Below are 23259 nucleotides of genomic sequence, written 5' to 3'. Positions count from 1 at the left end.
CCCGACGTGGAACAGCAAAGCAGACGGCCGCTCAGTTCACGTCGGCCGGGCGGAACTGGATGCTGATCCTCGGACCCGCCGCGCGGGTCGACTTCGGCACGCAGTGCTCCCAGGTGCGCTGGCAGGAGCCGCCCATCACGATGAGGTCGCCGTGCCCGAGCGGCCGGCGCAGGGTCTCGCCGCCGCCCGCCGGGCGCAGCAGCAGATCGCGCGAGGTGCCCACGGAGAGGATGGCGACCATGGTGTCCTCCCGGGCGCCCCGGCCGATCCGGTCGCCGTGCCAGGCCACGCTGTCCCGGCCGTCGCGGTAGTAGCACAGCCCGGCCGTGGTGAACGGCTCGCCCAGCTCGTCGGCGTAGTGCGCGCTGAGCGCGTCGCGCGCCTCTGCCAGCACGGGGTGCGGCAGCGGCTCGCCCCCGCGGTAGTAGGCGAGCAGCCGGGGGACGTCCACGACGTGGTCGTACATGTGCCGCCGCTCGGCCCGCCACGGCACCTCGGCCGCCAGGTGTTCGAACAGCGTGTCGGACCCGCTCAGCCAGCCCGGCAGGACGTCGATCCAGGCGCCGGAACCGAGGTCCGTCCGGCGGATCCCGTCCAGGGGGCCGAGCCGCAGCTGGTCGGTCTGGTCGAAGAGGGAGCCCTGGAGGTGCATGGCTCCAGCGTACTCCGCTAATCGAATGCTTGTTCCATCGTGCGCCACCCGAGGGTTCGGGTGGCGCCGCACCGCGCCGCACCCCTTTCGATACACCGATGTATCCGATACATTCGCGCATCGAATCGGAGGCCGGACCATGACAGCGGCGGACAGCACCACCCCACGCCTCACCAAGCGGCGCGTGCGGACCCGGGCCAACCTGCTCGACGCCGCGTTCGCCGTGTTCGCCGCCAAGGGCTTCGGGCGGGTCTCCATCGAGGAGGTCTGCGAGGCCGCCGGATACAGCCGGGGCGCCTTCTACTCCAACTTCGACAGCCTCGACGAGCTGTTCTTCGCCCTCTACCGGCAACGCGCCGAACTCATCGCCGACCAGGTCTCCGGCGCCCTCGCCCAGGACGGCCCCGACCTCGACGTGCCCGCCGCCGTCGACCGGGTCACCGAGGTGCTGCTGCTCGACCTGGACTGGCTGCTCGTGAAGACGGACTTCCTGGTGTACGCCGCCCGCCGGCCCGGCGTCGCCGCGACCCTGCTGGAACACCGGGCCCGCCTGCGCGGCGCCGTCGCCGACCGGCTCGCCCGCGCGCGGGGCCACACCGAGCTGCCCGCCGTGCTCGGCGACACCGACGCCGCGGCCCACGCGGTGGTCGCCGCCTACGACGGGGTCACCACCCAACTGCTGCTGGACAAGGACGTCGACGCCGCGCGGGCCTGGCTGAAACAGCTGCTCACCGCGTTGCTGACGGACGGCAGCGGCACCACCGGATGAGAAAGGGACGGTCGCCATGGACGCCGACGTCATCGTCGTCGGAGCGGGCCTCGCGGGCCTGGTCGCCGCACACGAACTGACCAGCCGGGGCCGCAGGGTCGCACTGGTGGACCAGGAGAACACCGCCAACCTCGGCGGCCAGGCCTTCTGGTCGTTCGGCGGGCTGTTCCTCGTGGACTCCCCGGAACAGCGGCGCCTCGGCATCAAGGACTCCGTCGAGCTGGCCTGGAACGACTGGCAGGGCAGCGCCGGCTTCGACCGCGTCGACGACGAGGACTCCTGGGCGGTGCGCTGGGCCCGCGCCTACGTCGAGTTCGCGGCGGGGGAGAAGCGGTCCTGGCTCGCCGGGCACGGCATCAGCTTCCTGCCGACGGTCGGCTGGGCGGAGCGCGGCGACCTCACCGCGGACGGCCACGGCAACTCCGTCCCCCGCTTCCACATCGCCTGGGGCACCGGCACCGGCGTGGTCGAGCCGTTCGTCCGGTACGCCCGGCAGGCCGCCCGCGACGGACTGCTCACCTTCCACCACCGCCACCGCGTGGACGAGCTGGTCGTCGAGGGCGGTACGGCGCGCGGGGTGCGCGGCACGGTCCTCGCGCCCGACGACGCGCCGCGCGGAGTGGCCTCCAACCGGGACGCCGTCGGCGCGTTCGGACTCACCGCCCAGGCGGTGATCGTCACCACCGGCGGCATCGGCGCCAACCACGACATCGTCCGCCGCCACTGGCCGCAGCGCCTGGGCACTCCGCCGGCGCAGATGGTCACGGGCGTGCCCGCGTACGTCGACGGGCGGATGCTCGACATCAGCGCGGAGGCGGGCGTACGGCTGGTCAACCGCGACCGCATGTGGCACTACACCGAGGGCCTGCACAACTGGGACCCGATCTGGCCCGGCCACGGCATCCGCATCCTCCCCGGGCCGTCCTCGATGTGGCTCGACGCGCTCGGCCGCCGGCTGCCCGGGTCCTGCCTGCCCGGCTACGACACCCTCGGCACGCTCAGGTACCTGCGCACCACCGAGGACGTCGCCGCGTACGACCACTCCTGGTTCATCCTCACCCAGAAGATCATCGAGAAGGAGTTCGCGCTGTCGGGCTCCGAGCAGAACCCCGACATCACCGCCAAGGACCGCGCGGCGTTCCTGCGCGAACGCGTCCTCGGCAAGGGCGCCCCCGGCCCGGTGGACGCCTTCCTGCGCCACGGCGCCGACTTCGTGACCGCGCCCACCCTCGAACAGCTCGTCGACAAGATGAACGGCCTCACCGAGAAGCCCCTCCTCGACGCCGCCGTGGTCCGCCGCCAGATCGAGGCCCGCGACCTCCAGATCGCCAACCCCTATACCAAGGACGCCCAGGTCCAGGGCATCCGCAACGCCCGCCGCTACATCGGCGACCGGCTCGGCCGGGTCGCCGGCCCGCACCGTCTGCTCGACCCCGCCGCCGGCCCGCTGATCGGCGTCAAGCTGCACGTCCTGACCCGCAAGACACTCGGCGGCATCCAGACCGACCTCGACTCGCGAGCCCTCGGCACCGACGGCACGCCGATCGAGGGCCTGTACGCGGCGGGCGAGGTGGCCGGCTTCGGCGGAGGCGGCGTCCACGGTTACAACGCACTGGAGGGCACCTTCCTCGGCGGCTGCCTCTTCTCCGGCCGGGCGGCCGGGCGCGCGGCGGCTCGCCAGACGGGCTGACGCGCCAGACGGGCGCTGGTCAGGGGGCCGTTCAGCGCTCCAGCAGACCGGCCAGCACCGCGGCGTGGCTCCGCTCGGGGGACTTCACCGCGGTCAGCAGCGTCACCGGGCCCGCGCGCACCCACGCCCGGGCGCGCGCGAGGGCTTCGGCCGCCTCCGGGGCGGCCAGCTCCCCCTCGTAGCGGCGGGCGAACTCCTCGTACGACCCCTCGCCCGCGTGGTACCAGCGGCGCAGCTCCGCCGACGGGGTGAGGTCCTTGGGCCACTCGTCCACCCGGGCCGCGTCCTTCGACACGCCGCGGGGCCACAGCCGGTCCACGAGGACCCGCAGGCCGTCGTCGGGGTCCGGGGGCTCGTGGACGCGGCGGACACGGACGCTCATACGGGGTCCTTCCTGGGCGGCTTCCGGCGCTTTTGGTGCCGGGAGCCTAACCCGCTGTGAGACGGACCGCCCGATTCCGATCCGGCCGAGCGGGGTACCCCGTTCGCCTGACGGCGAAGAGGGAGGTCACGTCATGAACGCCTGGGACGACCTGCCGGTCGTACGCACGCTGGCCGAGCTCACCGAGCTGGTCGAGGAACGGCAGGGCGGGCTGTACATCCGCTGGTCACGGGGGCCCGAGGCCGACCTGGGCGAGGTGTCGAGCACCGACGACCTGACCGGCGTCCCCATGCCGGGACTGTCGGCCAACCCGCTCGATGTCGAGGACTGGTGGCAGGGCCGCTCGGTACGCCTGTGGGTGGCCCGCAGGCTCTATGACTACGCCCATCTGCCGCACGAGAAGGGCCCCGGCGTGCGTCCCTGGGTCCTGGAGGGCCGGGAGAACGGCCGGGGCCCGGACAACGAGCCCCTGGTCGAACACGTCCGCCCGCTGTGCCGCCTCACCGACGAGGTGATCGACGAGGCGCGGACCGAGGTGGCCCGGCAGGAGAACGAATGGGGCCCGCTGCGTCGCGGCTCTCAGAGGTAGCGACGGCCAGAGGCAGCGACGGCGCAGCGCCGGCGAGCGAAAGCCGTCCGGCGAGAAGCCGGAGGAGAGGTGCCCGGCGACCCGCCGGGACGCCGGACGAAAGGAAACCCGGCGAGAAGCAGCGGGGCGGCCGGGCGAACGGCGCCCAGCGAGAAGCCCAGGCGCAAGCCGTCCGGCGAGAGGCCGGACGAGAGAGGTTCCGCGAGCAGCCCGGGCCGAGAAGCCGGACCAGAGACGTCCAGCGAGCAGCCCGGGCGAAGCTCGCTAGCGAGAGGCGCGGCGGGACGCCCTGCGCTTCAGGGCCCGGCGTTCCGTCTCGCTGGTGCCGCCCCACACCCCGATGGTCTGGTCGGTCTCCAGTGCCCACTGCAGGCACGGCTCCCGGACCGGACAGCGCCGGCAGATCGCCTTCGCCTGTTCGGTCTGCATCAGCGCCGGTCCGGAGGTGCCGATCGGGAAGAAGAGATCGGGGTCCTCGTGCCGGCATGCGGCCTGCTCGCGCCAGTTGGTCATGGATGTCACCCGTGAGAAGAAATGGACAAGTGCCGTAGGTTGCTCGGTTCCGGGTCACCGGTCGGCACACGGGTGAAACCCACTCAGTGCGGGCGCAGTGCCTCGGCCGCCGTCGCCGTCACCGCGCGGGCGACCGCCGCGAGCGCGGGGGAGTCCAGCTTCCACTGCTGCCAGTACAGCGGGACGTCCACCGTGCGGTCCGGCGCGAGATGCACCAGCCGCCCGGTCCGCAGCAGCGGCTCGGCCTGCACCTCCGGCACCATGCCCCAGCCCAGTCCGGCGGCCACGGCCTCGACGAACCCCTCCGACGTGGGCACCGAGTGGCGCAACGGGCCCGCCCCGCCCCGGCCCCGCAGCAGCAGCCGCACGAACCCGTCCTGGAGGTCGTCGCGCCGGTCGAAGACGACGACCGGCGCGTGCGGCAGCGTCTCGGCGAGGGGGCCGTCGAGATGGCGGGCGGCGAAGTCCGGGTGGGCCACGGCGACGTACCGCATGACGCCCAGCGCGCGCACCGAGCACCCCGTCACCGCCTCCGCGGACGACGTCACCGCCGCCATCACCAGGCCCTCCCGCAGCAGCACCGCCGTGTGGTCCTGGTCCTCGCGGCGCAGCTCGAAGCAGAGCCGCAGCTCCTCGGGGACGCGGGTGAGCGCGGTGAGGAACCAGGTCGCCAACGAGTCGGAGTTGACCGCCACCGACACCCGCGTCGGCTCCCCGGCCCCGCTCAGGCCCAGCTCGGCGCGCGCGTCCCGCTCCAGCCGGACCAGCTGCCGGGCCAGCCGTACGACGATCTCGCCGGACTCGGTGGGGCGTACCGGCTTGGTGCGCAGCAGCAGGACCCGGCCGGTGCGACGCTCCAGCGCCTTGACCCGCTGGCTGACCGCCGACGGGGTCACGTGCAGGGCGGCGGCGGCCGCGTCGAAGGTGCCCTCGTCCACCACGGCGAGCAGGGTGCGCACCTGGTCGAGCGGCAGCTCCGGCATTCCGGGCACAAACGCTTCGTTCTTCACGGTCGCTAAAGATACGTAAGAATCTTTAGCTGTACGTAAGCCCGGCGTCTTTCTAGCGTCGGGGACATGTCTTCCACGCTCACCGCCGCCGCCGCGGGATTCGGCACCGGCCTCTCGCTCATCGTCGCCATCGGCGCCCAGAACGCCTTCGTCCTGCGCCAGGGGGTCCGCCGTGAGGCGGTCCTCGCCGTCGTCGGGATCTGCGCCCTGTCCGACGCGCTGCTCATCACGCTCGGCGTCGGCGGTGTCGGGGCGGTCGTGGTGGCCTGGCCGGGCGCGCTGACCGCGGTCGCGTGGATCGGGGGCGCGTTCCTGCTCGGCTACGGCGCGCTCGCCGCCCGCCGGGTGCTGCGCCCGGGCACGGCGGGGCTGCGCACGGAGGGCGAGGCGGCGACCTCACGCCGCCGCGCGGTCCTGACCTGCCTGGCCATGACCTGGCTCAACCCGCACGTCTACCTCGACACCGTCTTCCTGCTCGGCTCGATCGCCGCCGACCAGGGGCCGCTGCGCTGGACCTTCGGCGCCGGCGCCGCGCTCGCCAGCCTGTGCTGGTTCGCCGCCCTCGGCTTCGGTGCCCGTCTCCTCGGCCGCCGGCTGGCCAAGCCCACCGCGTGGCGGGTCCTGGACGGCCTGGTCGCGGTCACGATGATCGCCCTCGGCCTCTCGCTCATCCTCGGCGGCTGAGCGCCCGCCGCGCACCACCGACCGCCCGACCTGACAACGTCGTCCACCCCAACTCCCGTGCCACGGCGGGGATGGTGCACCCTGGTTGCCCGAAACGTGTATCGAGCAACCAGGAAGCCCGTGGACACCAGCGAGAGCAGTACCGAGCAACAGCAGCCCGCCCCGGCGCCGGCCGAGCCGCCCCGCCGGGGCTGGCGCCGCTGGGCCATGGACACCCGCCCGCTGCGCCGTCCCGCCTACCGCAGACTGTGGTCCTCGACCGTCGTCACGGCCGTCGGCAGCCAGCTGACGGCCGTCGCCGTGCCCAAGCAGATCTACGACATCACGGGCTCCTCGGCGTGGGTCGGTTACGCGAGCCTCGCCGGACTGCTGCCGCTGGTGGTGTTCGCGCTGTGGGGCGGAGCGGTCGCCGACTCCATGGACCGCCGCACCCTGCTGCTGATCACGAACAGCGGGATCGCCGTCGTCTCGCTGCTGTTCTGGGTCCAGGCGGTGACCGGTGTCGAGTCGGTGGGCGTGCTGATGGTGCTGCTCGCCGCGCAGCAGGCGTTCTTCGGCCTGAACTCCCCGGCCCGCAGCGCCTCCATCGCCCGGCTGGTCCCCGAGGACGAGCTGCCCGCCGCCAACGCGCTGGGCTCCACCGTCATGCAGACCGGTCTGGTCGCGGGGCCCCTCCTGGCGGGCGCCCTGATCCCGGTCGTCGGGCTGCCCGAGCTGTACCTCATCGACGCCGTCGCGCTCTGCGTCACCGTGTGGGCGGTGTACCGGCTGCCCGCGCTGCCGCCGCTCGGCGGTACGGCCGCACGGCGGGCGGGGCTGCGCGAGATAGCGGCCGGGTTCCGGTACATCGCCCTGCACAAGGTGCTGCTGCTGTCGTTCCTCGCCGACATCGTCGCGATGGTCCTCGGCATGCCCCGCGCCCTGTTCCCGCAGCTCGCGTCCGAGACCTACGCCTCGTACGGCGAAGGGCTCGCGCTCGGGCTGCTGTTCGCGGCGATCCCGGTCGGCGCGGTGGCCGGCGGGCTGTTCTCCGGGACGTTCTCCCGGGCACGCCGGCACGGACTGATGGTGATCGGCGCGGTCGTCGTCTGGGGCGTCGCCATCACCGGGTTCGGGCTGAGCACCAGCCTGTGGATCGCGGTGGCCTTCCTGGTGCTGGCCGGGGTCGCGGACATGGTCTCGATGGTGTTCCGCGGGGCGATCCTGCTGTCCGCCGCCACCGACGAGATGCGCGGCCGGATGCAGGGCGTCTTCACGGTCGTCGTCGCGGGTGGCCCGCGCCTCGCCGACGTGCTGCACGGCACGGCGGGCTCCGCCTTCGGTCCGCGGGCCGCCGTCGTCGGCGGCGGGCTGCTCGTCGTCGTGGTGATGCTGACCCTGGCCACGGCGGTCCCGGCGCTGCGCAGGCACCGGGTCTGAACCCCGCGGCGGGCGGCGCCCAGGGGGTGTCTCGCCGATCATGCCGGGCTCCCGCTGATCCGGCCTGATCGACGAGGCACCCCCTAGGAGGAGCGCCGGTGCATGCTGTACTGCTCCAACAGCTGCACGCGGGTCATCTCCAGCCGGTGGGCGAGGATCTCGGCGACGATCCGCGTCAGCGTCATGCCGAGCCGCGGATCCTCCTGGCACAGCGCGAGCACGGGCTCGGCTTCGAACTCGTAGGCGCGTACGGGGCTGAAGGCCTCGGCGCCGAAGTCCCACCGGTGCGGCGGGAACAGCCAGGACCAGCCGAGCAGATCGCCGGAGCCGAGGCTGGCCACGGTCACCCTCTGGAGCGACGACACCCGCTGGTCGAGCGAGACCGCGCCGGAGCGGATCACCCAGAACCGGTCGGCGACTCCGTCCGCCTCGAAGATCCGGGTGTCCTCGGGGAAGGACACCTCCCGGGCCAGTGTCATCAGACGCTGCCGCTGCGGCGGGGGTAGGGCGGTCAGCAGTTTCGTCGCTTTGGTCATGACGCGGTGCTCCTCGCCGGCGCTCGGTTCCGGTGCGTTGCCTACGCCCATTTCAGCCGCTGCGGGCGTCGCGGGCACCTCGGCGGAGGAGAGTTTCCCGTCCGGCGGGAAAATAAAAGCCCTGGCTGGACGGGGGAAACCAGCCAGGGCCGCAGCGGTGCCGGAGGAGGATGCCGTCGACTCCGTCACCACGTATGTATGAAGAATAAACCATGTGAGGGCCCTCACCCCACCCGGAACCGGGTCACGTGACCTGTTTCACTCGGGTTTCCTTCCCGTTTCGCCCACGTGTCCCCGTGCCCTCGCCGACGGGTCTCAGGACCGCGCCACGACGCGGATCGTCTCCAGCGACGGATCGGCGGCGTCCGGCAGGTTCATGCCCGCCGTCAGACCGGTGCGCAGGTAGCGCAGCACCGGCTCGCGCAGCCGCTCACCGGGCAGCACCGCCGGGATCCCCGGCGGATACGGCGTGATCATCTCCGCGGCGATCCGGCCGTCCGCCGCGCCGAGCGGCACCGCTTCGGCCGGCCCGAAGAACGCGTCCCGGGGCAGCATCGCCTGCTCCATCCGCAGCTCGGCGGGGACCGGCACCGCCACCCGCGGCGCCTCGTCCAGCTCCGGTGCGGACCGCGCCAGTTCCTTGAGCGCCGACAGTAGTTCGCCCGTCGTCTCCCGGTCGTCGGCGTGCGTGAGCTGCATCCCGATCCGGCGGTGGTCGGTGAGGTGCGCGACCACACCGCGCCGCTCCCGCAGCCAGTCCGCGGCCGGCGTCGGACTCGTGACCAACGCGCCCTCGGCGTCCGGGTGCGCGGCGAACGCCTCCTCGAACGCGGCGGCGGACGGCGGATGCGCCAGCCGCCGCGCCACGTCCCAGCGCGGCTCCACCCACACCGGCTCCACGCCGGACAGGATCAGCCCCGACACCACCGCCTTGTGGGCGTCCCGCCCGATCAGCAGCTTCTCGTGCGGTCCGGCGACCGCCAGCATCGCCGCCTTCACCGAGTGGGGAGCATCCCCGCGGGATCGGCCCCGCGGGCCTGCTTGTGCCCCGGCGGGGTGAAGGACAGGCGGTCACTGCGGCGGTACTGGGCGAGGGCTTCCAGCACGGGCGCCCGGGTGTGATCGGCTGACATGGCCTACGGGTGCCCGGCGCCCGCGGACGTCGATCGAGGCACCACCCGGATGCCGCTCACCCCCCTTCCGCGTGTTTGCCGGGGTTCAGGATCTCGTCCAGCACCCCGATCACCGCCTGGAACGCCAGCGCACGAGCGGCGGCCTCGCGGGCCTGGTCCGGCTCGGCCGCCTCGGCACCGCGCTGCCGCCAGGTGCTCTCCTCCCGCACGGCCCAGGCCCTGCCCCGCTGGATGCGTCGCAACAGCTCGTCTGAATCCACGACATCGGTCATGACCTCCGCGTACCCCGCGATCCGGGCCTCGATGGCCGTCCGGACGGGGCATCACGGGTTTGGGGCGGCCCTCGACGGTCAGCCGAAAAGTGGGGGCAATCGGGCTGAATCGCCCCCAGCTTCCCGTTTTTCCCGACCGAGCAGTCAGGGAGCGAGTGACGTGAGCATCCAGCACTGGACCGACCCGCGAGGCGAGCCGTCCGGCCGGCACGGGCCCACCTGCCCGGACGCCTGCCATCCGGCCGACGTGCGCGGAGCCGTACGGAACGCGGTGGCACGGCGCTGTATGGCCACCGGTGCCCGCTGCGACGAGGACGGCCTCGCGGACGCCCTGCTCGTGGCGTCCGAACTGACCACCAACGCCATCCTGCACGGCGGCGGCGTCACCGAGGTGGACGTCGACGTCGTCGAGCACGGGGTGCGGGTGTCGGTGAGCGATCGCAGTGACCGGCTCCCCGAGGTCAGGGGACCGCTCGACGCCCGCGGGCGCCGGCGGCTCGGCGGCCGGGGCTGGCCGATCGTCTGCCGCCTGGCCCGCGACGTACGGGTCACCGGTTTGCCCACGGGCGGCAAGCGCATCACCGCCGAGGTGGACGTCTTCTGAAGCACATCGACGCAGGTGGAAGCCTTCTGAGCGGCCGACGCGGACTTCCGCGCAGTAGTCGGCGTTTGTTCCCCCGGCGACCGGGCAAGCGCACTTTCGTGCTTCGGACCGGAGGCGCGCCAGCGGGGAGTGGTCTGCGCTCCGGGGCCTCCGGGTCGGCCGGACGCATCCTCTTCCCGCGGTCATCAGTCCCGAGAAAGACGCTGAGAAGACCGTTCAGGAGCGATTCCGCATGCGCATCGACACGTCGACCAGCCGCACCACCACCTCCGGGAACCCCACCACGCACCCCAACCGACGACAGCACGACGACGCGCCCGAGACCGCCCACCTCTTCGCCCGGCTGGCCGAGCTGCCGGACGGCCCCGAGCGTGACGCCGTGCGCGACGAACTCGTCACCGCCTGGCTCCCCATGGCCCACCGCATCGCCGGGCGGTTCCGCGACCGGGGCGAGTCCGTCGAGGACCTGCGCCAGGTGGCCGCCCTCGGACTGGTGAAGGCGATCGACCGTTACGACCCCGAACGCGGGGCCTTCGAGAGCTACGCCGTCCCCACCATCACCGGCGAGGTCAAGCGCCACTTCCGGGACCGCATGTGGGCGCTGCGCGTCCCGCGCCGGGTGCAGGAGCTGCGCAACAAGGTGCGCGTCGCCCGCCGCGAACTCGCCCAGAGCCCCGGCACCCGCGAGCCCTCCATCGCCGACATCGCCGCCCACACCGGCCTCACCGAGGAAGAGGTCGCCACCGGCATCGAGGCGCTGGAGAGCTTCAGCACCCTCTCCCTCGACGCCGAACTCTCCTCCGACGAGGACGGGTACAGCCTCGCCGACACCCTCGGCGCGCCGGACAACGCCTATGACGTCGTGGTGGACCGCGAGTCCGCCAAGGAGTGCCTGCGCAACCTGCCGGAACGCGAACGCGCCATCCTCTACATGCGGTTCTTCGAGGACATGACGCAGAGCCGGATCGCCGACCGGCTCGGCATCTCCCAGATGCACGTCTCCCGGCTCATCAGCCGCAGCTGCGCCCGCGTCCGCGACGAGGCCCTGGGCCGGCGCGGCGCCGGTCGGTCGGGTGCCACCCGCAAGGCCACCGGGAAGTCGGCCGGGAAGTCGGCCGGGACCTCGTGCAACGGGCGGCGCCGCCGCTGAAGGGGGTCTCTCCGGAGCGCCGGAGGGGCGCTCCGGGGGCACCGAAGGGGTACCCCGGAAAAAAGGGAGGCCGGTCCGTGCGGACCGGCCTCCCTTTTCCGTCCGGGCGGGTCAGGACGTCTGCGGACCTGTGCCACCCGTGCTCTCGACGTGCGCCCGCACCTCCTCCGGCGACATGTAGGCGTCCGTGTACTCGAAGTCCTTCAGCTTGGCGGGCTTGCGCGCCTGGAAACCGGTACGGACGAAGTCGTCCCCGGCGACCGCGTTCAGCACCCAGTTGGTCAGCACCCGTGTCTTGGCGACGTTGGTGCGCAGCGCCGACCAGTGGTAGCCGCGCGCCACCGCCTGCGCGGGCAACCCGTGCAGCTCCACACCGAGCGGCTTGGACACCGCGTCCTTCCCGCCCAGGTCGACGACGAGACCGAGATCCTTGTGGATGTACGGCTCCAGGGGCTGGCTCCGCAGCGTCGCGATGACGTTGTCGGCGACCTTGCGGCCCTGCCGCATGGCGTGCTGCGCGGTGGGCGGGCACACATTGCCCAGCCCCTTGGCCACGTCCGGCACCGCCGCCGCGTCGCCCAGCGCGAACACCCCGTCGTGGCCCGGCACGGTCATCTCCGCGGTCACGGCGAGCCGCCCGCGCACCGTCTCCGCGCCCAGCGTCGCGATGAGCGGGCTCGCCACCACGCCGGCCGTCCAGATCAGGGTGCGCGTCGGGACCACCCGGCCGTCGGTGAAGGTGACCTCCTCCGGGCCCGCCTTCTCGATGGACACCCCGAGCGAGACCTCGATGCCCCGCCGCTGGAGCACTTCCAGGGCGCTGCGGCCCAGCTTGTCGCCGAGTTCGGGCATCAGCTTCGGCGCGATGTCGATCAGATGCCACTTGATCAGCCGCGGGTCGAGCCGCGGATAGCGCTTCACGGCGTTGTGGGTCAGCCGCTGCAGGCAGGCCGCCGTCTCGGTGCCCGCGTAACCGCCGCCGACGACCACGAACTGCAGCCGGGAGGCCCGCTCGGCGGGGTCCTGGCTGGCGTCGGCGAGGTCCAGCTGCGAGATGACGTGGTCCCGGATGTAGGCGGCCTCGGCGAGGGTCTTCATGCCGAAGGCGTGGTCGGTCAGCCCGGGGATGTCGAAGGTGCGGGTCACGCTCCCCGGGGCCAGTACGAGATAGTCGTACGGCTCGTTGACGGTCTGGTCGGTGATCGTGCGGATCACGCAGACCTTCGCCTTGAGGTCCACGCCGATGGCTCCGCCCGGGATGATCCGGGTGCGGTACTTACGGCTGCGGCGCAGGGACAGCGCGATCGACTGGGGCGTGAGCACCCCGGAGGCGACCTGCGGCAGCAGCGGCAGATACAGCTGATAGGAGAACGGGGTCACCAGCGTGACGTCGGCCTCGTCGGGGCCGAGCCGGCGTTCCAGGCGCCGTACGCACTCCACCCCCGCGAAGCCCGCGCCCACCACCAGAATCCTGGGTCGTGTCACGTCGTCCATCCCTTCCGCGGTGTACGCATCGATCCCACCGTGCCGGACGCCGGAGCGCCAGTCGGGCGCGGCTTGCAGATGACCGCTCTGGTCGTCCGCACCCGCGCCGGCTCTTCACGGGCCAATGGTCCAGTCCTCACTTCCTCGAACGTCGTTCCTCACTGGGCTGCCGATCGCTATCCGCACGGCATGTGCCGCCACCCCCTTCGACATCCGCCGCCGCGGGCTGCGCGGCGGCAGCGGGTAACCTCCGCGGCCGTCACCACGGCAGGAACGCGTGCACGTCCTTGCCGTCCTTCCCGGTCACCACGCTCACCTGCTCGCACAGGGCGTGCAGCAGATGCCAGCCGATGCCGCCGCCGCCCGTGCTCGGGCGGAACGGGCGCGGCGCCGGCGGCGTGGTGCTGGTGTCGTGCAGGGTGACGTGCACCCCGTCGAACGCGCGGCGAAGCCGCAGCTCGAAGGGGCCCGGTGCGTACTGCACCGCGTTCGCCGCCAGCTCCGTGACCACGAGCAGGACGTCGTCCCAGTGCTCGGGCAGAGCGGGCGGCGCCACCCGCGCGAGGTCCCGCAAGAACGCCTCGGCCGCGAGCCGCGCACCCGTAACGTCGCGCGGCTCGCCCGGAAAGCCGATCGTGCGGCTGGGGATTCCTCGGGCAGCCAGTCTGTCGTCCCATCCCGGCTCGGTCGTCATGTCGCCATTCCCGCGTAGGGTTCGCAGGCCTGTCGCCACCTCTTCCAGGTGCGCCACGTGGCGAGTTCCCCCCGCCGCCGGGCCCATGCGAACCGGGAGCGCCGGGCTCAGCGGAACACGTCGTCCGCCTCGTCCCAGAGCGCCGGTTCCTCGGCCGCGAGCCGGGGCAGCGGTGCCCGCGCCGCGTACATCGCGTCGATGTCCGCCGCGTAGTGCCGCACGATCGCGTCCCGGCGCAGCTTCATCGACGGCGTCAGCAGCCCGTTCGCCACGTCGAACGGCTCCGGCAGCACCCGGAACACCCGGATCGACTCCGACCGGGACACCGCGCTGTTGGCCGCGGCCACCGCCCGCGCGACCTCCTCCCGCAGCGCGTTCTCCTCCCGCGCCTCCCGCAACGGCGCGTCCCCCGGCAGCGCCAGCGCCGCCCGCCAGTGCACCAGGAACTCCGGGTCCAGGGTGATCAGGGCGCCCACACACGGCCGGTTGTCGCCGACGACGACCGCCTGATGGATGAGCGGATGCATCCGCAGCCGCTGCTCCAGCGCCGCCGGGGCGACGCTCTTGCCGCTGCTGGTGATGATCACGTCCTTCTTGCGCCCCGTGATCGTCAGATAGCCCTCGGAGTCCAGATGCCCCAGATCCCCGGTCGCCAGCCAGCCGCCGCGCAGCGCGGCCACGGTCGCCGCCGGATCACCCAGATAGCCCTGGAACACCGACGGACCGCGCACCAGGATCTCCCCGTCGGCGGCCACCCGGATCTCCGTGCTCGGCAGGGCCTGCCCCACCGTGCCCGACTTCTCCCGGCCCAGCGGCTGCATGGTGATCCCGCCGCTGGTCTCGGTCAGCCCGTAGCCGTCGTGCACATAGATGCCGATGCCCTCGAAGAACAGCGACAGCTCGCGGCTGAGCGGCGAGCCGCCCGAAGTGGCCCGCCCCACCCGGCCGCCGAGCGCCGCCCGCAGCCGCCGGTACACCGCCCGCTCGTACACCGCGTGCTGGAGCCGCAGCTCCATGCCCGGCCCCGAACCCCGGCCCAGCCGCTGCCGCTCGGCGGCCGCCGCGAACGCCCGCGCCGTCTCCGCGGCCCGCTCGAACAGCGCCCCGCGGCCCGACTGCTGCGCCGTCCGCAGGAACGTCTTGTACAGCTTCTCGAACAGCGACGGCACCGCGTGGAAGTACGTCGGCCGGAACGAGCGCAGCGCGCTGCTCAGGGCCGCCTCGCTCATCTCCGGCTCATGGCCCAGCACCATCCCGCCGCGCACGCACAGGCCCTGGACCATCAGGCCGTACACATGGGAGAACGGCAGGAAGACCAGGATCCGGCCCTGCCGGCCCGGCGGCGCAGCCGTGTGGCCCCAGCCCGCGAGCAGGGTGTCGCAGACGCTCGCCAGCCCGCGGTGGCTGAGCGCGCAGCCCAGCGGGCGGCCCGAGGCGCCCGAGGTGTAGGCGATGACCGCGGTGGCGTCCGGCAGCACGATCCGGCGCAGCGAGTCGACCGTCTCCGGCGGGATCACCTCGCCCCGCTTGGCCAGCTGCGCGATCCCGCCCGCGTCGAGCTGCCACACATGCCGCAGCGCCGGCAGCCCCGCGCACACCGAGCCGACCGTCATCGCGCCGTGCTCGTCCTCCACCACCACGGCCGCGCACGCCGAGTCCCGCAGGATCCACTCGACCTGCTCACGGGACGCGCTCGGATACACCGGCACCACCTCGGCGCCCACCGCCCACAGCGCGTAGGCGAACACCGTCCACTCGTACCGGGTGCGCGCCATGACCGCGACGCGCCGGCCGGGGGAGATCCCCGAGGCGATCAGCCCCCGCGCCAGATCGACCACCTCGTCCCGCAGCTCCACCGCGGTCACCTCCTCCCAGTGCTCGGAGTACGGATCCGGACGGTACGCGGCGAGGGGCAGGGCCGGGTCGCGTTCGGCCCTCTCGAAGAGGCTGTCGGCGAGCCCGCCGGTCAGCGCGGGCGGCATGGTCGGGCGAGCGAGTGCGACATCGCGCATGCGCTGCTCCTGGGGTGTACGGGCCGTGACGTCGCCGACGAGAACCGTTATCGGCGCTGGTCGAATCTAGCGGTCGGCGGGCCCGCATGGTGGCCGGTCCGCGGAAGTGGGACCCGTTTGATGATCTCGGCGGGATCGGGGGACTCGGAGCACATGAGTCATGTCAACCCAGACCCAGAACCCGAGCGGACGACAGGCCTCGAACCGGGTGGCGGTGTACCCCCCGGGGAGACCCCGCCCGCGGAGAGCAGCATGCCGGAGGCCGGCCCCCGGGAGACGCACAACCCACCCAAAGGCTGGGCCAAGGGCCCGCTGACGGTGATCATCGTGCTGGTGGTCCTCGTGGCGGCGTTCTTCCTGGCCTACGCCCTGACGCTGATGCTCTAGCCCACGGCGTCCGCGGCATCGACCACGCGCACCACGCCCGGACCGGGTCCGCGCGCGGTGCCGGGGAGTGACGTCCGCGTGCCGTGACCGGAGTGGTGTCCGCGAGCCGTGTTGGAACCGTGCCCGCACACGCCGGGTCGTGCCCGCACGCGCCGCGGCGCGCTCACGTCATGGCGCGCCGCGGCGACCTCAGCCCGTTGCCCGCGTTCAGCCCGTCTCGCCCTGGGTCCGGCGCACGCACTCGGCGACGACCTCGCGGAGGCTGTCCGTCCGTTCCAGCAGCTCCCGCTGCACGCGGGCGCCGTTGCCCTCCCGGAACAGCCGGGCGCAGGTCTCGCGCGCCCGGTCCAGGTCTCCGCTGTCCTTGAGCGCGTCCTCGACGTGCTCCAGCAGGGCCCCGACGACCGTCTCGGCCGGAGCGGGATGCATCCCGGCGGGCAGCAGCAGGTCGCCGGTGAGCCCGGAGCGGGCGGCGCGCCACCCGGCCAGCCGCAGCACGCTCACCCCGAGATCGGCCGGCGGCCGTCCCGCCCGCCAGTCCCGGGCCGCCGTCTCCACCAGAGCCCGGGCGAGGGTGGCGATCAGCACGGCGGTGTCCGCTTCCAGACAGACGTCGGAGACCCGTATCTCCACCGTGGGATAGCGCTCGGACAGCCGGGCGTCGAAGTACACCATCGCCTCGTCGAGCAGGGTGCCCGTCGCCATCATGTCCGCGACGCGCCGCCGGTAGCGCTCCGCCGAGCCGAAGAGCTCGGTCGGGCCGGCCGACGGCCAGCGCTGCCAGACCCGGCTGCGGTAGCTGCTGTAACCGGTGTCCTTTCCCTGCCAGAAGGGCGAGTTGGCGCTCAGCGCGGACAGCACCGAGAGCCACGGCCGCAGCCGGTCCACGACCGCCACGCCCTCCTCGTCCGAGTCGACGGCCACATGGACATGACAGCCCAGGACCATCTGTTCGCGGGTGGCGATCCCGTACTCCCGCTCCATCCACTGATAGCGCTCGTTCGCGCCCACGGACGGGCTGACCGGCAGCGGGGAGGTGGCCAGCGCGGCGACCGCGCAGCCGATCCCCTCCGCGTGCCGGGCGGCCTCCCGGCGGCAGCGGACGATCTCCGCGCCCAGCGCCGCCATGTCCGACTGCGGATGCGTCGCGAACTCCAGCATCTGATCGTAGAGTTCCTTCTCGAACACATCCTGTTCGGCATCCTCCTGGACCGCGCGGGCCAGTACGGCCGCCGAGCGGGCCCGTGGCTCGCCGGTCTCCGGATCCACCAGGAGGAGCTCCTCCTCCACACCGACGGTGCGCACTTGTGCCCGCCTTTCCGACGCCTTGCCTAGGTGGGAGGACCCTCCTCCCGTAGGCCACGACTGCCCCGGCGGCGGCGGTTCACACCGGCACGGGCGTCAGCCAGACCGTGGCCAGCGGCGGCAGGGTGAGCCGGATGTGGTCGTCCTCGGGCTTGACCGAACCCGGGTTGGTGACGTCGCTGCCGCCGTAGCGGGCCGCGTCGGTGTTCAGGATCTCCTGCCAGGCGACCACGTCGTCCGGGGCCCACAGGCGGTAGTCGTGGCGGACGACGGGGGAGAAGTTGCTGACCGCGAGCAGCGGGCTGCCGTCGGCGGCGTAACGCAGGAACGCGAAGACGTTGTCGTCGGCCGAGTCACACGCCACCCAGCGGAAACCGGCCGGGTCGGTGTCGCGCTGCCACAGGGCGGGGGTGCCCCGGTAGTGGGTGTTGAGGTCGCGCACCAGGTCCTGGACGCCGCGGTGGTCACCCGCCGCGCAGTAGCCCTCGTCCAGCAGCCACCACTCGGGGCCGTGCGCCTCCGACCACTCGCCGCCCTGGGCGAACTCCTGGCCCATGAAGAGCAGCTGCTTGCCCGGGTGGGCCCACATGAAGCCCAGGTAGGCGCGGTGGTTGGCGCGCCGCTGCCACCAGTCGCCGGGCATCTTCGAGACCAGCGCCTGCTTGCCGTGCACGACCTCGTCGTGGGAGATCGGCAGGACGTAGTTCTCGCTGTACGCGTACACCATCGAGAAGGTCATCTCGTTGTGGTGGTACTTGCGGTGCACCGGCTCCTTGCTCATGTACTGGAGCGAGTCGTGCATCCAGCCCATGTTCCACTTCAGCCCGAACCCCAGCCCGCCCCACTCGGTCGGCTTCGTCACCCCGCCCCAGGCGGTGGACTCCTCGGCGATGGTCACCACGCCGGGCACCCGCCGGTAGACGGTCGCGTTCATCTCCTGGAGGAACGCCATCGCCGCCAGGTCCTCCCGGCCGCCGTAGGCGTTCGGCGACCACTGGCCGTCCTCGCGGGAGTAGTCGAGGTAGAGCATCGAGGCGACCGCGTCGACGCGCAGCCCGTCGATGTGGAACTCCTCGCACCAGTAGACGGCGTTGGCGACGAGGAAGTTGCGCACCTCGGTGCGCGCGTAGTCGAACTCGTACGTGCCCCAGTCCGGGTGCTCCGCCCGCTGCGCGTTCCCGGGCTCGTACAGCGGGTCCCCGTCGAAGCGGGCCAGCGCCCAGTCGTCCTTCGGGAAGTGCGCCGGCACCCAGTCCATGATCACGCCGATGCCCGCCCGGTGACAGGAGTCGACGAAGTACCGGAAGTCGTCCGGGCTGCCGAGCCGCGGGGTCGGCGCGTAGTAGGACGTCACCTGGTAGCCCCACGACCCGCTGAACGGGTGCGCGGCCACCGGCATCAGCTCCACATGCGTGAAGCCCATGTCCTTCACGTACGCCGGCAGCTCCTCGGCGAGCTGCCGGTAGGTCAGCCCCGGCCGCCAGGACGGCAGGTGCACCTCGTACACCGAGAACGGCGCCTCGTGCACCGGCGTGTCCGCGCGGTGCGCCAGCCACTCCTGGTCGCCCCACTCGTAGCGCGACCTCGTGACGACCGACGCCGTGTCCGGCGGCAGCTCCGCCTCGCGGGCCATCGGGTCCGCCTTCAGGAACCGGCCCCCGTACTGGGAGGTGATCTCGAACTTGTACCGGGTGCCCTCACCGATGCCCGGCAGGAACAGCTCCCACACCCCGGACGCGCCCAGCGACCGCATCGGGAACGCGGTCCCGTCCCAGTGGCAGAAGTCCCCGGCGACCCGCACCCCGCGCGCGTTCGGCGCCCACACCGTGAACCGGGTGCCGGCCACGCCCTCGTGGGTCATCGGCTCGGCCCCGAGCGCCTTCCACAGCTGCTCGTGCCGGCCCTCGCGGATCAGATGCAGATCCAGCTCGCCGAGCGCCGGCAGGAACCGGTACGGGTCGTGCGTCTCCCGCTCGCCGTCCCCGTAGGAGATCAGCAGCGTGTACGCCGGGATCTCCGCACAGGGCAGGACGGTGGAGAACAGGCCGTCGCCCTCCGAGACCAGCGGGTGCCGCACCCCGTCGACCAGGGCGGTCACCGACTCGGCGAACGGGCGCAGCGCCCGCACGGCGACCCCGCCCGGCACGGGGTGCGCGCCGAGCAGGGCGTGCGGGTCGTGATGCGACCCGGACAGCAGCCGGTCCCGGTCGGCCGGGTCCAGCGGGGGAGCCGCCCCGCCCGGCCGGTGCGCGGCCGGGGGCGGGGCCGAGTTCTCGGGGAGTGCGGGGTTCTCGGGGAGTGAGGTGTCGGGCAGCGCCACGGTGTCAGTCTCCTCTCACGGCGAGTCGTTCGATCGCCGCCATCGGCACGGGGAGCCAGTCCGGACGGTGTCTGGCCTCGTAGAGCACTTCGTAGACGGCCCGGTCGGTCTCGTAGGCCCGCAGCAGGCCGTGCTTCTTGCGGGGGTCCCAGCCGGCGCGCGCCGCGTAACCCGCGCAGAACGCCTCCCGGCAGCGGCGCGCCCACTCGGGGCGCCAGGGCCGGCGCTGCCGGGCCGCGTAGTCGAAGGAACGCAGCATGCCCGCGATGTCCCGCACCGGGGACTGGGCGCTGCGCCGCTCGGCGAGCGGACGGGACGGCTCGCCCTCGAAGTCGATGACGAACCACTCGCGGCCGGCGCGCAGCACCTGACCCAGGTGCAGATCGCCGTGGATCCGCTGGGCCGGCGGCCCCGGATCACAGGTCGTGAGCGCGCTGAACGCGCCGCGCAGCCCCGGCACGTACGGCCGCAGCGCGGGCACGCTGTGCGCGGCGGCGTCCAGCCGTTCGGCCATCGCCGCCGCCGTCCGTGCGTTCTCGCCGGGCGCGCCGGTCGGGAACGCTGCGGCCAGCGCCAGGTGGACGTCGGCGGTGGCCCGGCCGAGCTCGCGGGCGTGAGGGGTGAAGTCGGCGCCGGTGGCGAGGGCGTTCAGGGACAGCGTCCAGCCGTCGGCCGCGTCCCGCAGGAACGGCTGGAGCACGCCCAGCGTCGCGGGCTGCGGCTGGGTGGTGCGGAACCATGCCACCGGCGCGGGCACCCGCGCACAGCCCTGTCCGGCCAGCGCGACCGGCACCTCCAGGTCGGGGTTGACGCCCGGCTGGATCCGCCGGAACACCTTCAGGATGAACTCGTCGCCGTAGACCAGCGAGGAGTTCGACTGCTCGGCGTCCAGCACCCGCGGCACGAGCCCGGCCGGCACCGGCTGGGCCGGGTCGGCCTCGAAGCGCAGCGGGCCCGCCGAGCCCGGGTGCCGCAGCCGCTCCAGCAGCAGCTGCGCCGAACGGGGGTCGAGGAGAGCGTCGTAGATCGTCAGACCGGCCAGCGGGCCTTCCTGGGCGCGCCCGATCAGAGCCCGGCCCAGCCGTGGCGACGGGTGCTCCTGCACCCCGAGGATGAGCTGGTAGATGTCCCCCGGAGGTGGAGTGCCGCCGGGCGCGGGCACACCCGCGTGACCCCCGTGGCCGCCCGCGTGACCGGCGTGCACCAGCAGGTGCAGACAGCCGGGGAACAGCTCCGTCAGGGACAGCAGCCGCAGGTCCGTGACGGGACGGTCCTTCCCTGCGAACCACCGCTGCCTCGGCAGCCACGCCCGCAGCAGGCCGTCGAGCGAGGCCATGGGCCGGGTGAGCCCGGCCCTGCCGCTGCCACTCGGTCGGAGGTATGCGGTCTTCGTCATGGTGACGCCTCCTTTCGTCGGCGCACGCTCACGGTCGTCGGCCTCACAGCCGGCGGCCGATGCGAGATGCGACTCGGACGAGCCGGAACCAGTAGAAGCCGTGGCCCCCGAGGGTCAGCAGGTACGGAAGTTCGCCGATGGCGGGAAAGCGGACCCCGCCGAACAGCTCGACCGGGTGGCGGCCGGCGAACTCGCGCAGGTCCAGCTCGGTCGGCTGGGCGAAACGCGCGAAGTTGCTCACGCAGAGCACCAGGTCGTCCTCGTACTCGCGCAGGAACGCGAGCACCGCGGGGTTCGACGACTGGAGCTCGCGGAACGAACCGAGTCCGAAGGCGGGGTTCTGCTTGCGGATCTCGATCATGCGGCGGGTCCAGTGCAGCAGCGACGACGGCGACGCCATGGACGCCTCGACGTTGGTGACCTGGTAGCCGTAGACCGGGTCCATGATGGTCGGCAGGGAGAGGCGGCCCGGGTCGCAGGTGGAGAAGCCCGCGTTGCGGTCGGGCGTCCACTGCATGGGGGTGCGTACGGCGTCCCGGTCGCCGAGCCAGATGTTGTCGCCCATGCCGATCTCGTCGCCGTAGTAGAGGATCGGCGAGCCGGGCAGGGAGAGCAGCAGGGCGGAGAACAGCTCGATGGTGTGGCGGTCGTTGTCCAGGAGGGGCGCGAGCCGCCGCCGGATGCCGATGTTGGCGCGCATCCGCGGGTCCTTGGCATACTCGGCCCACATGTAGTCGCGCTCCTCGTCGGTGACCATCTCCAGGGTCAGCTCGTCGTGGTTGCGCAGGAAGATGCCCCACTGGCAGCCGGAGGGGATCGCGGGCGTCTTGGCCAGGATCTCCGAGACCGGGTAGCGGGACTCGCGGCGCACGGCCATGAAGATGCGCGGCATCACGGGGAAGTGGAAGGCCATGTGGCATTCGTCGCCGCCGCTGGCGTAGTCGCCGAAGTAGTCGACCACGTCCTCCGGCCACTGGTTGGCCTCCGCCAGCAGCACGGTGTCCGGGTACATCGCGTCGATCTCGCGGCGGACCCGCTTCAGGAACTCGTGCGTCGCGGGCAGGTTCTCGCAGTTCGTGCCGTCCTCGGCGTAGAGGTAGGGCACGGCGTCCAGGCGGTAGCCGTCGATGCCCAGGTCCAGCCAGAAGCGCAGGGCCGCCAGGATCTCCTCCTGGACCGCGGGGTTCTCGTAGTTGAGGTCCGGCTGGTGGGAGAAGAAGCGGTGGAAGTAGTACTGGCCGCGGACCGGGTCGTACGTCCAGTTGGACGTCTCGGTGTCGACGAAGATGATCCGCGCGTCCTGGTACTTCTTGTCGTCGTCGGCCCACATGTAGTAGTCGCCGTAGGGGCCGTCCGGGTCCTTGCGGGACTCCTGGAACCACGGGTGCTGGTCGCTCGTGTGGTTCATGACGAAGTCGATGATGACCCGCATGCCGCGCTGGTGGGCGGCGTCCACGAACTCGACGAAGTCCGCCAGGTCACCGAACTCGGGGAGCACGGCGGTGTAGTCGGAGACGTCGTAACCCCCGTCCCTGAGCGGGGACTTGAAGAACGGCGGCAGCCACAGGCAGTCGACGCCGAGCCACTGCAGATAGTCCAGCTTGGCGGTCAGACCCTTGAGGTCACCGACGCCGTCACCGTTGCTGTCGTGGAAGGAGCGCACCAGCACTTCGTAGAAGACGGCGCGCTTGAACCACTCGGGGTCACGGTCCTGGGCGGGTGTGTCCTCGAAGGTGTCCGGGACGGGCTCGTTGACAGTCATGACGCTGCTGACCCTCCGATCTGCGGCGCGGCGGGGGACCGCTGGACGTGGAGCACATGGGCCGGCGCGCGGCCCGGCTCCAGACGCACGTAGTTCGTGCTGCCCCAGTGATAGGTCTCACCCGTCAGTTCGTCGTGCACCGACACGGCTGCGTGCGGGTCCAGGCCGAGTTGCGGCAGGTCCAGCGTGACCGTGGCCTCCTGAGTGTGGTGAGGGTCGAGGTTGGCGACCACCAGAACCGTGTCGGAGCCGGACCGCTTGCTGTACGCGATCAGTGCGTCGTTGTCGGTCCGGTGGAAGTGCAGCGTGCGCAGCCGGTGCAGCGCGGGGTGGCGGCGCCGGATGTCGTTCAGTCGGGTGATGAGGGGTGCGATGGTGCGCCCCTCGCGCTCGGCCGCCGCCCAGTCGCGGGGCCGCAGCTGGTACTTCTCCGAGTCGAGGTACTCCTCGCTGCCCTCCCTGAGCGGGGTGTTCTCGCACAGCTCGTAGCCGGAG

General features: G+C 72.5%; 22 protein-coding genes and 1 pseudogene. 8 read left to right on the top strand and 15 right to left on the bottom strand.

Going from position 1 to position 23259, the window contains the following annotated elements:
• Positions 1-31: 31 nt before the first annotated feature.
• Positions 32-652, bottom strand: a complete 621-nt coding sequence (locus tag ACIG0D_RS25930) for an alpha-ketoglutarate-dependent dioxygenase AlkB (protein WP_399805354.1) — start codon at positions 650-652, stop codon at positions 32-34.
• Between the two features lie 139 nt (positions 653-791).
• Between ACIG0D_RS25930 and ACIG0D_RS25925 the strand changes: the two genes are divergently transcribed.
• Together ACIG0D_RS25925 and ACIG0D_RS25920 are read left to right on the top strand one after the other, a co-directional pair.
• The gene (locus ACIG0D_RS25925; protein ID WP_399805352.1) at positions 792-1421 is read left to right on the top strand and encodes a TetR/AcrR family transcriptional regulator; all 630 of its coding nucleotides are present in this window, start codon (positions 792-794) and stop codon (positions 1419-1421) included.
• Positions 1422-1437: 16 nt separating this feature from the next.
• The gene (locus ACIG0D_RS25920; protein WP_399805349.1) at positions 1438-3111 is read left to right on the top strand and encodes an FAD-binding dehydrogenase; all 1674 of its coding nucleotides are present in this window, start codon (positions 1438-1440) and stop codon (positions 3109-3111) included.
• A 31-nt stretch (positions 3112-3142) separates the two neighbouring features.
• On the opposite strand, the gene ACIG0D_RS25915 is transcribed toward ACIG0D_RS25920, so the two are convergent.
• Positions 3143-3493: a DUF488 domain-containing protein gene (locus tag ACIG0D_RS25915; protein ID WP_399805346.1), complete on the bottom strand. Its 351-nt coding sequence runs from the start codon at positions 3491-3493 to the stop codon at positions 3143-3145.
• 133 nt (positions 3494-3626) lie between these two features.
• On the opposite strand from ACIG0D_RS25915, the gene ACIG0D_RS25910 reads away from it, so the two are divergent.
• A complete protein-coding gene (locus tag ACIG0D_RS25910; protein WP_399805343.1) occupies positions 3627-4082 on the top strand; it encodes a DUF6098 family protein in 456 nt (151 codons plus the stop codon).
• A gap of 264 nt (positions 4083-4346) precedes the next feature.
• On the opposite strand, the gene ACIG0D_RS25905 is transcribed toward ACIG0D_RS25910, so the two are convergent.
• Entirely contained in the window at positions 4347-4595 is a 249-nt protein-coding gene (locus tag ACIG0D_RS25905; RefSeq protein WP_365766499.1) for a WhiB family transcriptional regulator, read from the bottom strand.
• An 83-nt stretch (positions 4596-4678) separates the two neighbouring features.
• On the bottom strand, positions 4679-5578 hold the full coding sequence (locus ACIG0D_RS25900) for a LysR family transcriptional regulator ArgP (RefSeq protein ID WP_399805700.1): 900 nt from the start codon (positions 5576-5578) through the stop codon (positions 4679-4681).
• Between the two features lie 93 nt (positions 5579-5671).
• Here ACIG0D_RS25900 and ACIG0D_RS25895 point away from each other — a divergent pair, with 93 nt between their 5' ends.
• On the top strand, positions 5672-6289 hold the full coding sequence (locus ACIG0D_RS25895; protein WP_399805340.1) for a LysE/ArgO family amino acid transporter: 618 nt from the start codon (positions 5672-5674) through the stop codon (positions 6287-6289).
• Between the two features lie 120 nt (positions 6290-6409).
• Positions 6410-7708 (top strand): MFS transporter, encoded by a 1299-nt coding sequence (locus ACIG0D_RS25890; RefSeq protein WP_399805337.1) that lies wholly within the window; start codon positions 6410-6412, stop codon positions 7706-7708.
• An 83-nt stretch (positions 7709-7791) separates the two neighbouring features.
• On the opposite strand, the gene ACIG0D_RS25885 is transcribed toward ACIG0D_RS25890, so the two are convergent.
• The 3 genes and pseudogenes from ACIG0D_RS25885 to ACIG0D_RS25875 all read right to left on the bottom strand — a co-directional run bounded on the left by ACIG0D_RS25885 (position 7792) and on the right by ACIG0D_RS25875 (position 9649).
• Complete coding sequence (locus tag ACIG0D_RS25885; RefSeq protein ID WP_399805333.1) at positions 7792-8244, bottom strand: cyclic nucleotide-binding domain-containing protein; 453 nt, start codon at positions 8242-8244, stop codon at positions 7792-7794.
• Between the two features lie 315 nt (positions 8245-8559).
• Positions 8560-9377, bottom strand: a pseudogene (locus ACIG0D_RS25880) (hypothetical protein).
• Between the two features lie 56 nt (positions 9378-9433).
• Positions 9434-9649: a hypothetical protein gene (locus ACIG0D_RS25875; protein WP_399805330.1), complete on the bottom strand. Its 216-nt coding sequence runs from the start codon at positions 9647-9649 to the stop codon at positions 9434-9436.
• A 166-nt stretch (positions 9650-9815) separates the two neighbouring features.
• On the opposite strand from ACIG0D_RS25875, the gene ACIG0D_RS25870 reads away from it, so the two are divergent.
• Together ACIG0D_RS25870 and ACIG0D_RS25865 are read left to right on the top strand one after the other, a co-directional pair.
• Positions 9816-10253, top strand: coding sequence for an ATP-binding protein (locus tag ACIG0D_RS25870; protein WP_399805698.1), 438 nt, complete (start codon positions 9816-9818; stop codon positions 10251-10253).
• A 232-nt stretch (positions 10254-10485) separates the two neighbouring features.
• Positions 10486-11403, top strand: coding sequence for an RNA polymerase sigma factor SigF (locus ACIG0D_RS25865; protein WP_399805327.1), 918 nt, complete (start codon positions 10486-10488; stop codon positions 11401-11403).
• A 111-nt stretch (positions 11404-11514) separates the two neighbouring features.
• On the opposite strand, the gene ACIG0D_RS25860 is transcribed toward ACIG0D_RS25865, so the two are convergent.
• The 3 genes from ACIG0D_RS25860 to ACIG0D_RS25850 form a co-directional block, all read right to left on the bottom strand.
• Entirely contained in the window at positions 11515-12897 is a 1383-nt protein-coding gene (locus ACIG0D_RS25860) for an NAD(P)/FAD-dependent oxidoreductase (protein WP_399805324.1), read from the bottom strand.
• 250 nt (positions 12898-13147) lie between these two features.
• Positions 13148-13582, bottom strand: a complete 435-nt coding sequence (locus tag ACIG0D_RS25855; RefSeq protein WP_365766508.1) for an ATP-binding protein — start codon at positions 13580-13582, stop codon at positions 13148-13150.
• 107 nt (positions 13583-13689) lie between these two features.
• The gene (locus ACIG0D_RS25850; RefSeq protein WP_399805321.1) at positions 13690-15594 is read right to left on the bottom strand and encodes an AMP-dependent synthetase/ligase; all 1905 of its coding nucleotides are present in this window, start codon (positions 15592-15594) and stop codon (positions 13690-13692) included.
• 153 nt (positions 15595-15747) lie between these two features.
• Here ACIG0D_RS25850 and ACIG0D_RS25845 point away from each other — a divergent pair, with 153 nt between their 5' ends.
• Positions 15748-15981, top strand: a complete 234-nt coding sequence (locus ACIG0D_RS25845) for a DUF6480 family protein (RefSeq protein WP_399805318.1) — start codon at positions 15748-15750, stop codon at positions 15979-15981.
• A 207-nt stretch (positions 15982-16188) separates the two neighbouring features.
• On the opposite strand, the gene ACIG0D_RS25840 is transcribed toward ACIG0D_RS25845, so the two are convergent.
• The 5 genes from ACIG0D_RS25840 to ACIG0D_RS25820 form a co-directional block, all read right to left on the bottom strand.
• Complete coding sequence (locus tag ACIG0D_RS25840) at positions 16189-17286, bottom strand: glutamate--cysteine ligase (protein ID WP_399805315.1); 1098 nt, start codon at positions 17284-17286, stop codon at positions 16189-16191.
• A gap of 79 nt (positions 17287-17365) precedes the next feature.
• Positions 17366-19606 carry a 1,4-alpha-glucan branching enzyme gene (glgB, locus tag ACIG0D_RS25835; protein ID WP_399805312.1) on the bottom strand — a complete coding sequence of 747 codons (2241 nt, stop codon included), beginning with the start codon at positions 19604-19606 and terminating at the stop codon, positions 17366-17368.
• Positions 19607-19610: 4 nt separating this feature from the next.
• Positions 19611-21002, bottom strand: coding sequence for a maltokinase (locus tag ACIG0D_RS25830; protein WP_399805309.1), 1392 nt, complete (start codon positions 21000-21002; stop codon positions 19611-19613).
• 43 nt (positions 21003-21045) lie between these two features.
• Entirely contained in the window at positions 21046-22764 is a 1719-nt protein-coding gene (treS, locus tag ACIG0D_RS25825; RefSeq protein WP_399805306.1) for a maltose alpha-D-glucosyltransferase, read from the bottom strand.
• Positions 22761-23259: DUF3459 domain-containing protein (locus ACIG0D_RS25820; protein ID WP_399805303.1), on the bottom strand; the 499-nt coding region annotated here is incomplete at its 5' end. The genes ACIG0D_RS25820 and treS, both read right to left, overlap by 4 nt.

Source organism: Streptomyces sp. NPDC052773 (assembly GCF_044547145.1).
In the GTDB taxonomy this organism is placed as follows: domain Bacteria; phylum Actinomycetota; class Actinomycetes; order Streptomycetales; family Streptomycetaceae; genus Streptomyces.
The sequence above is the reverse complement of the archived record's forward strand: the minus strand, read 5'-3'. Positions and strand labels throughout refer to the sequence as shown.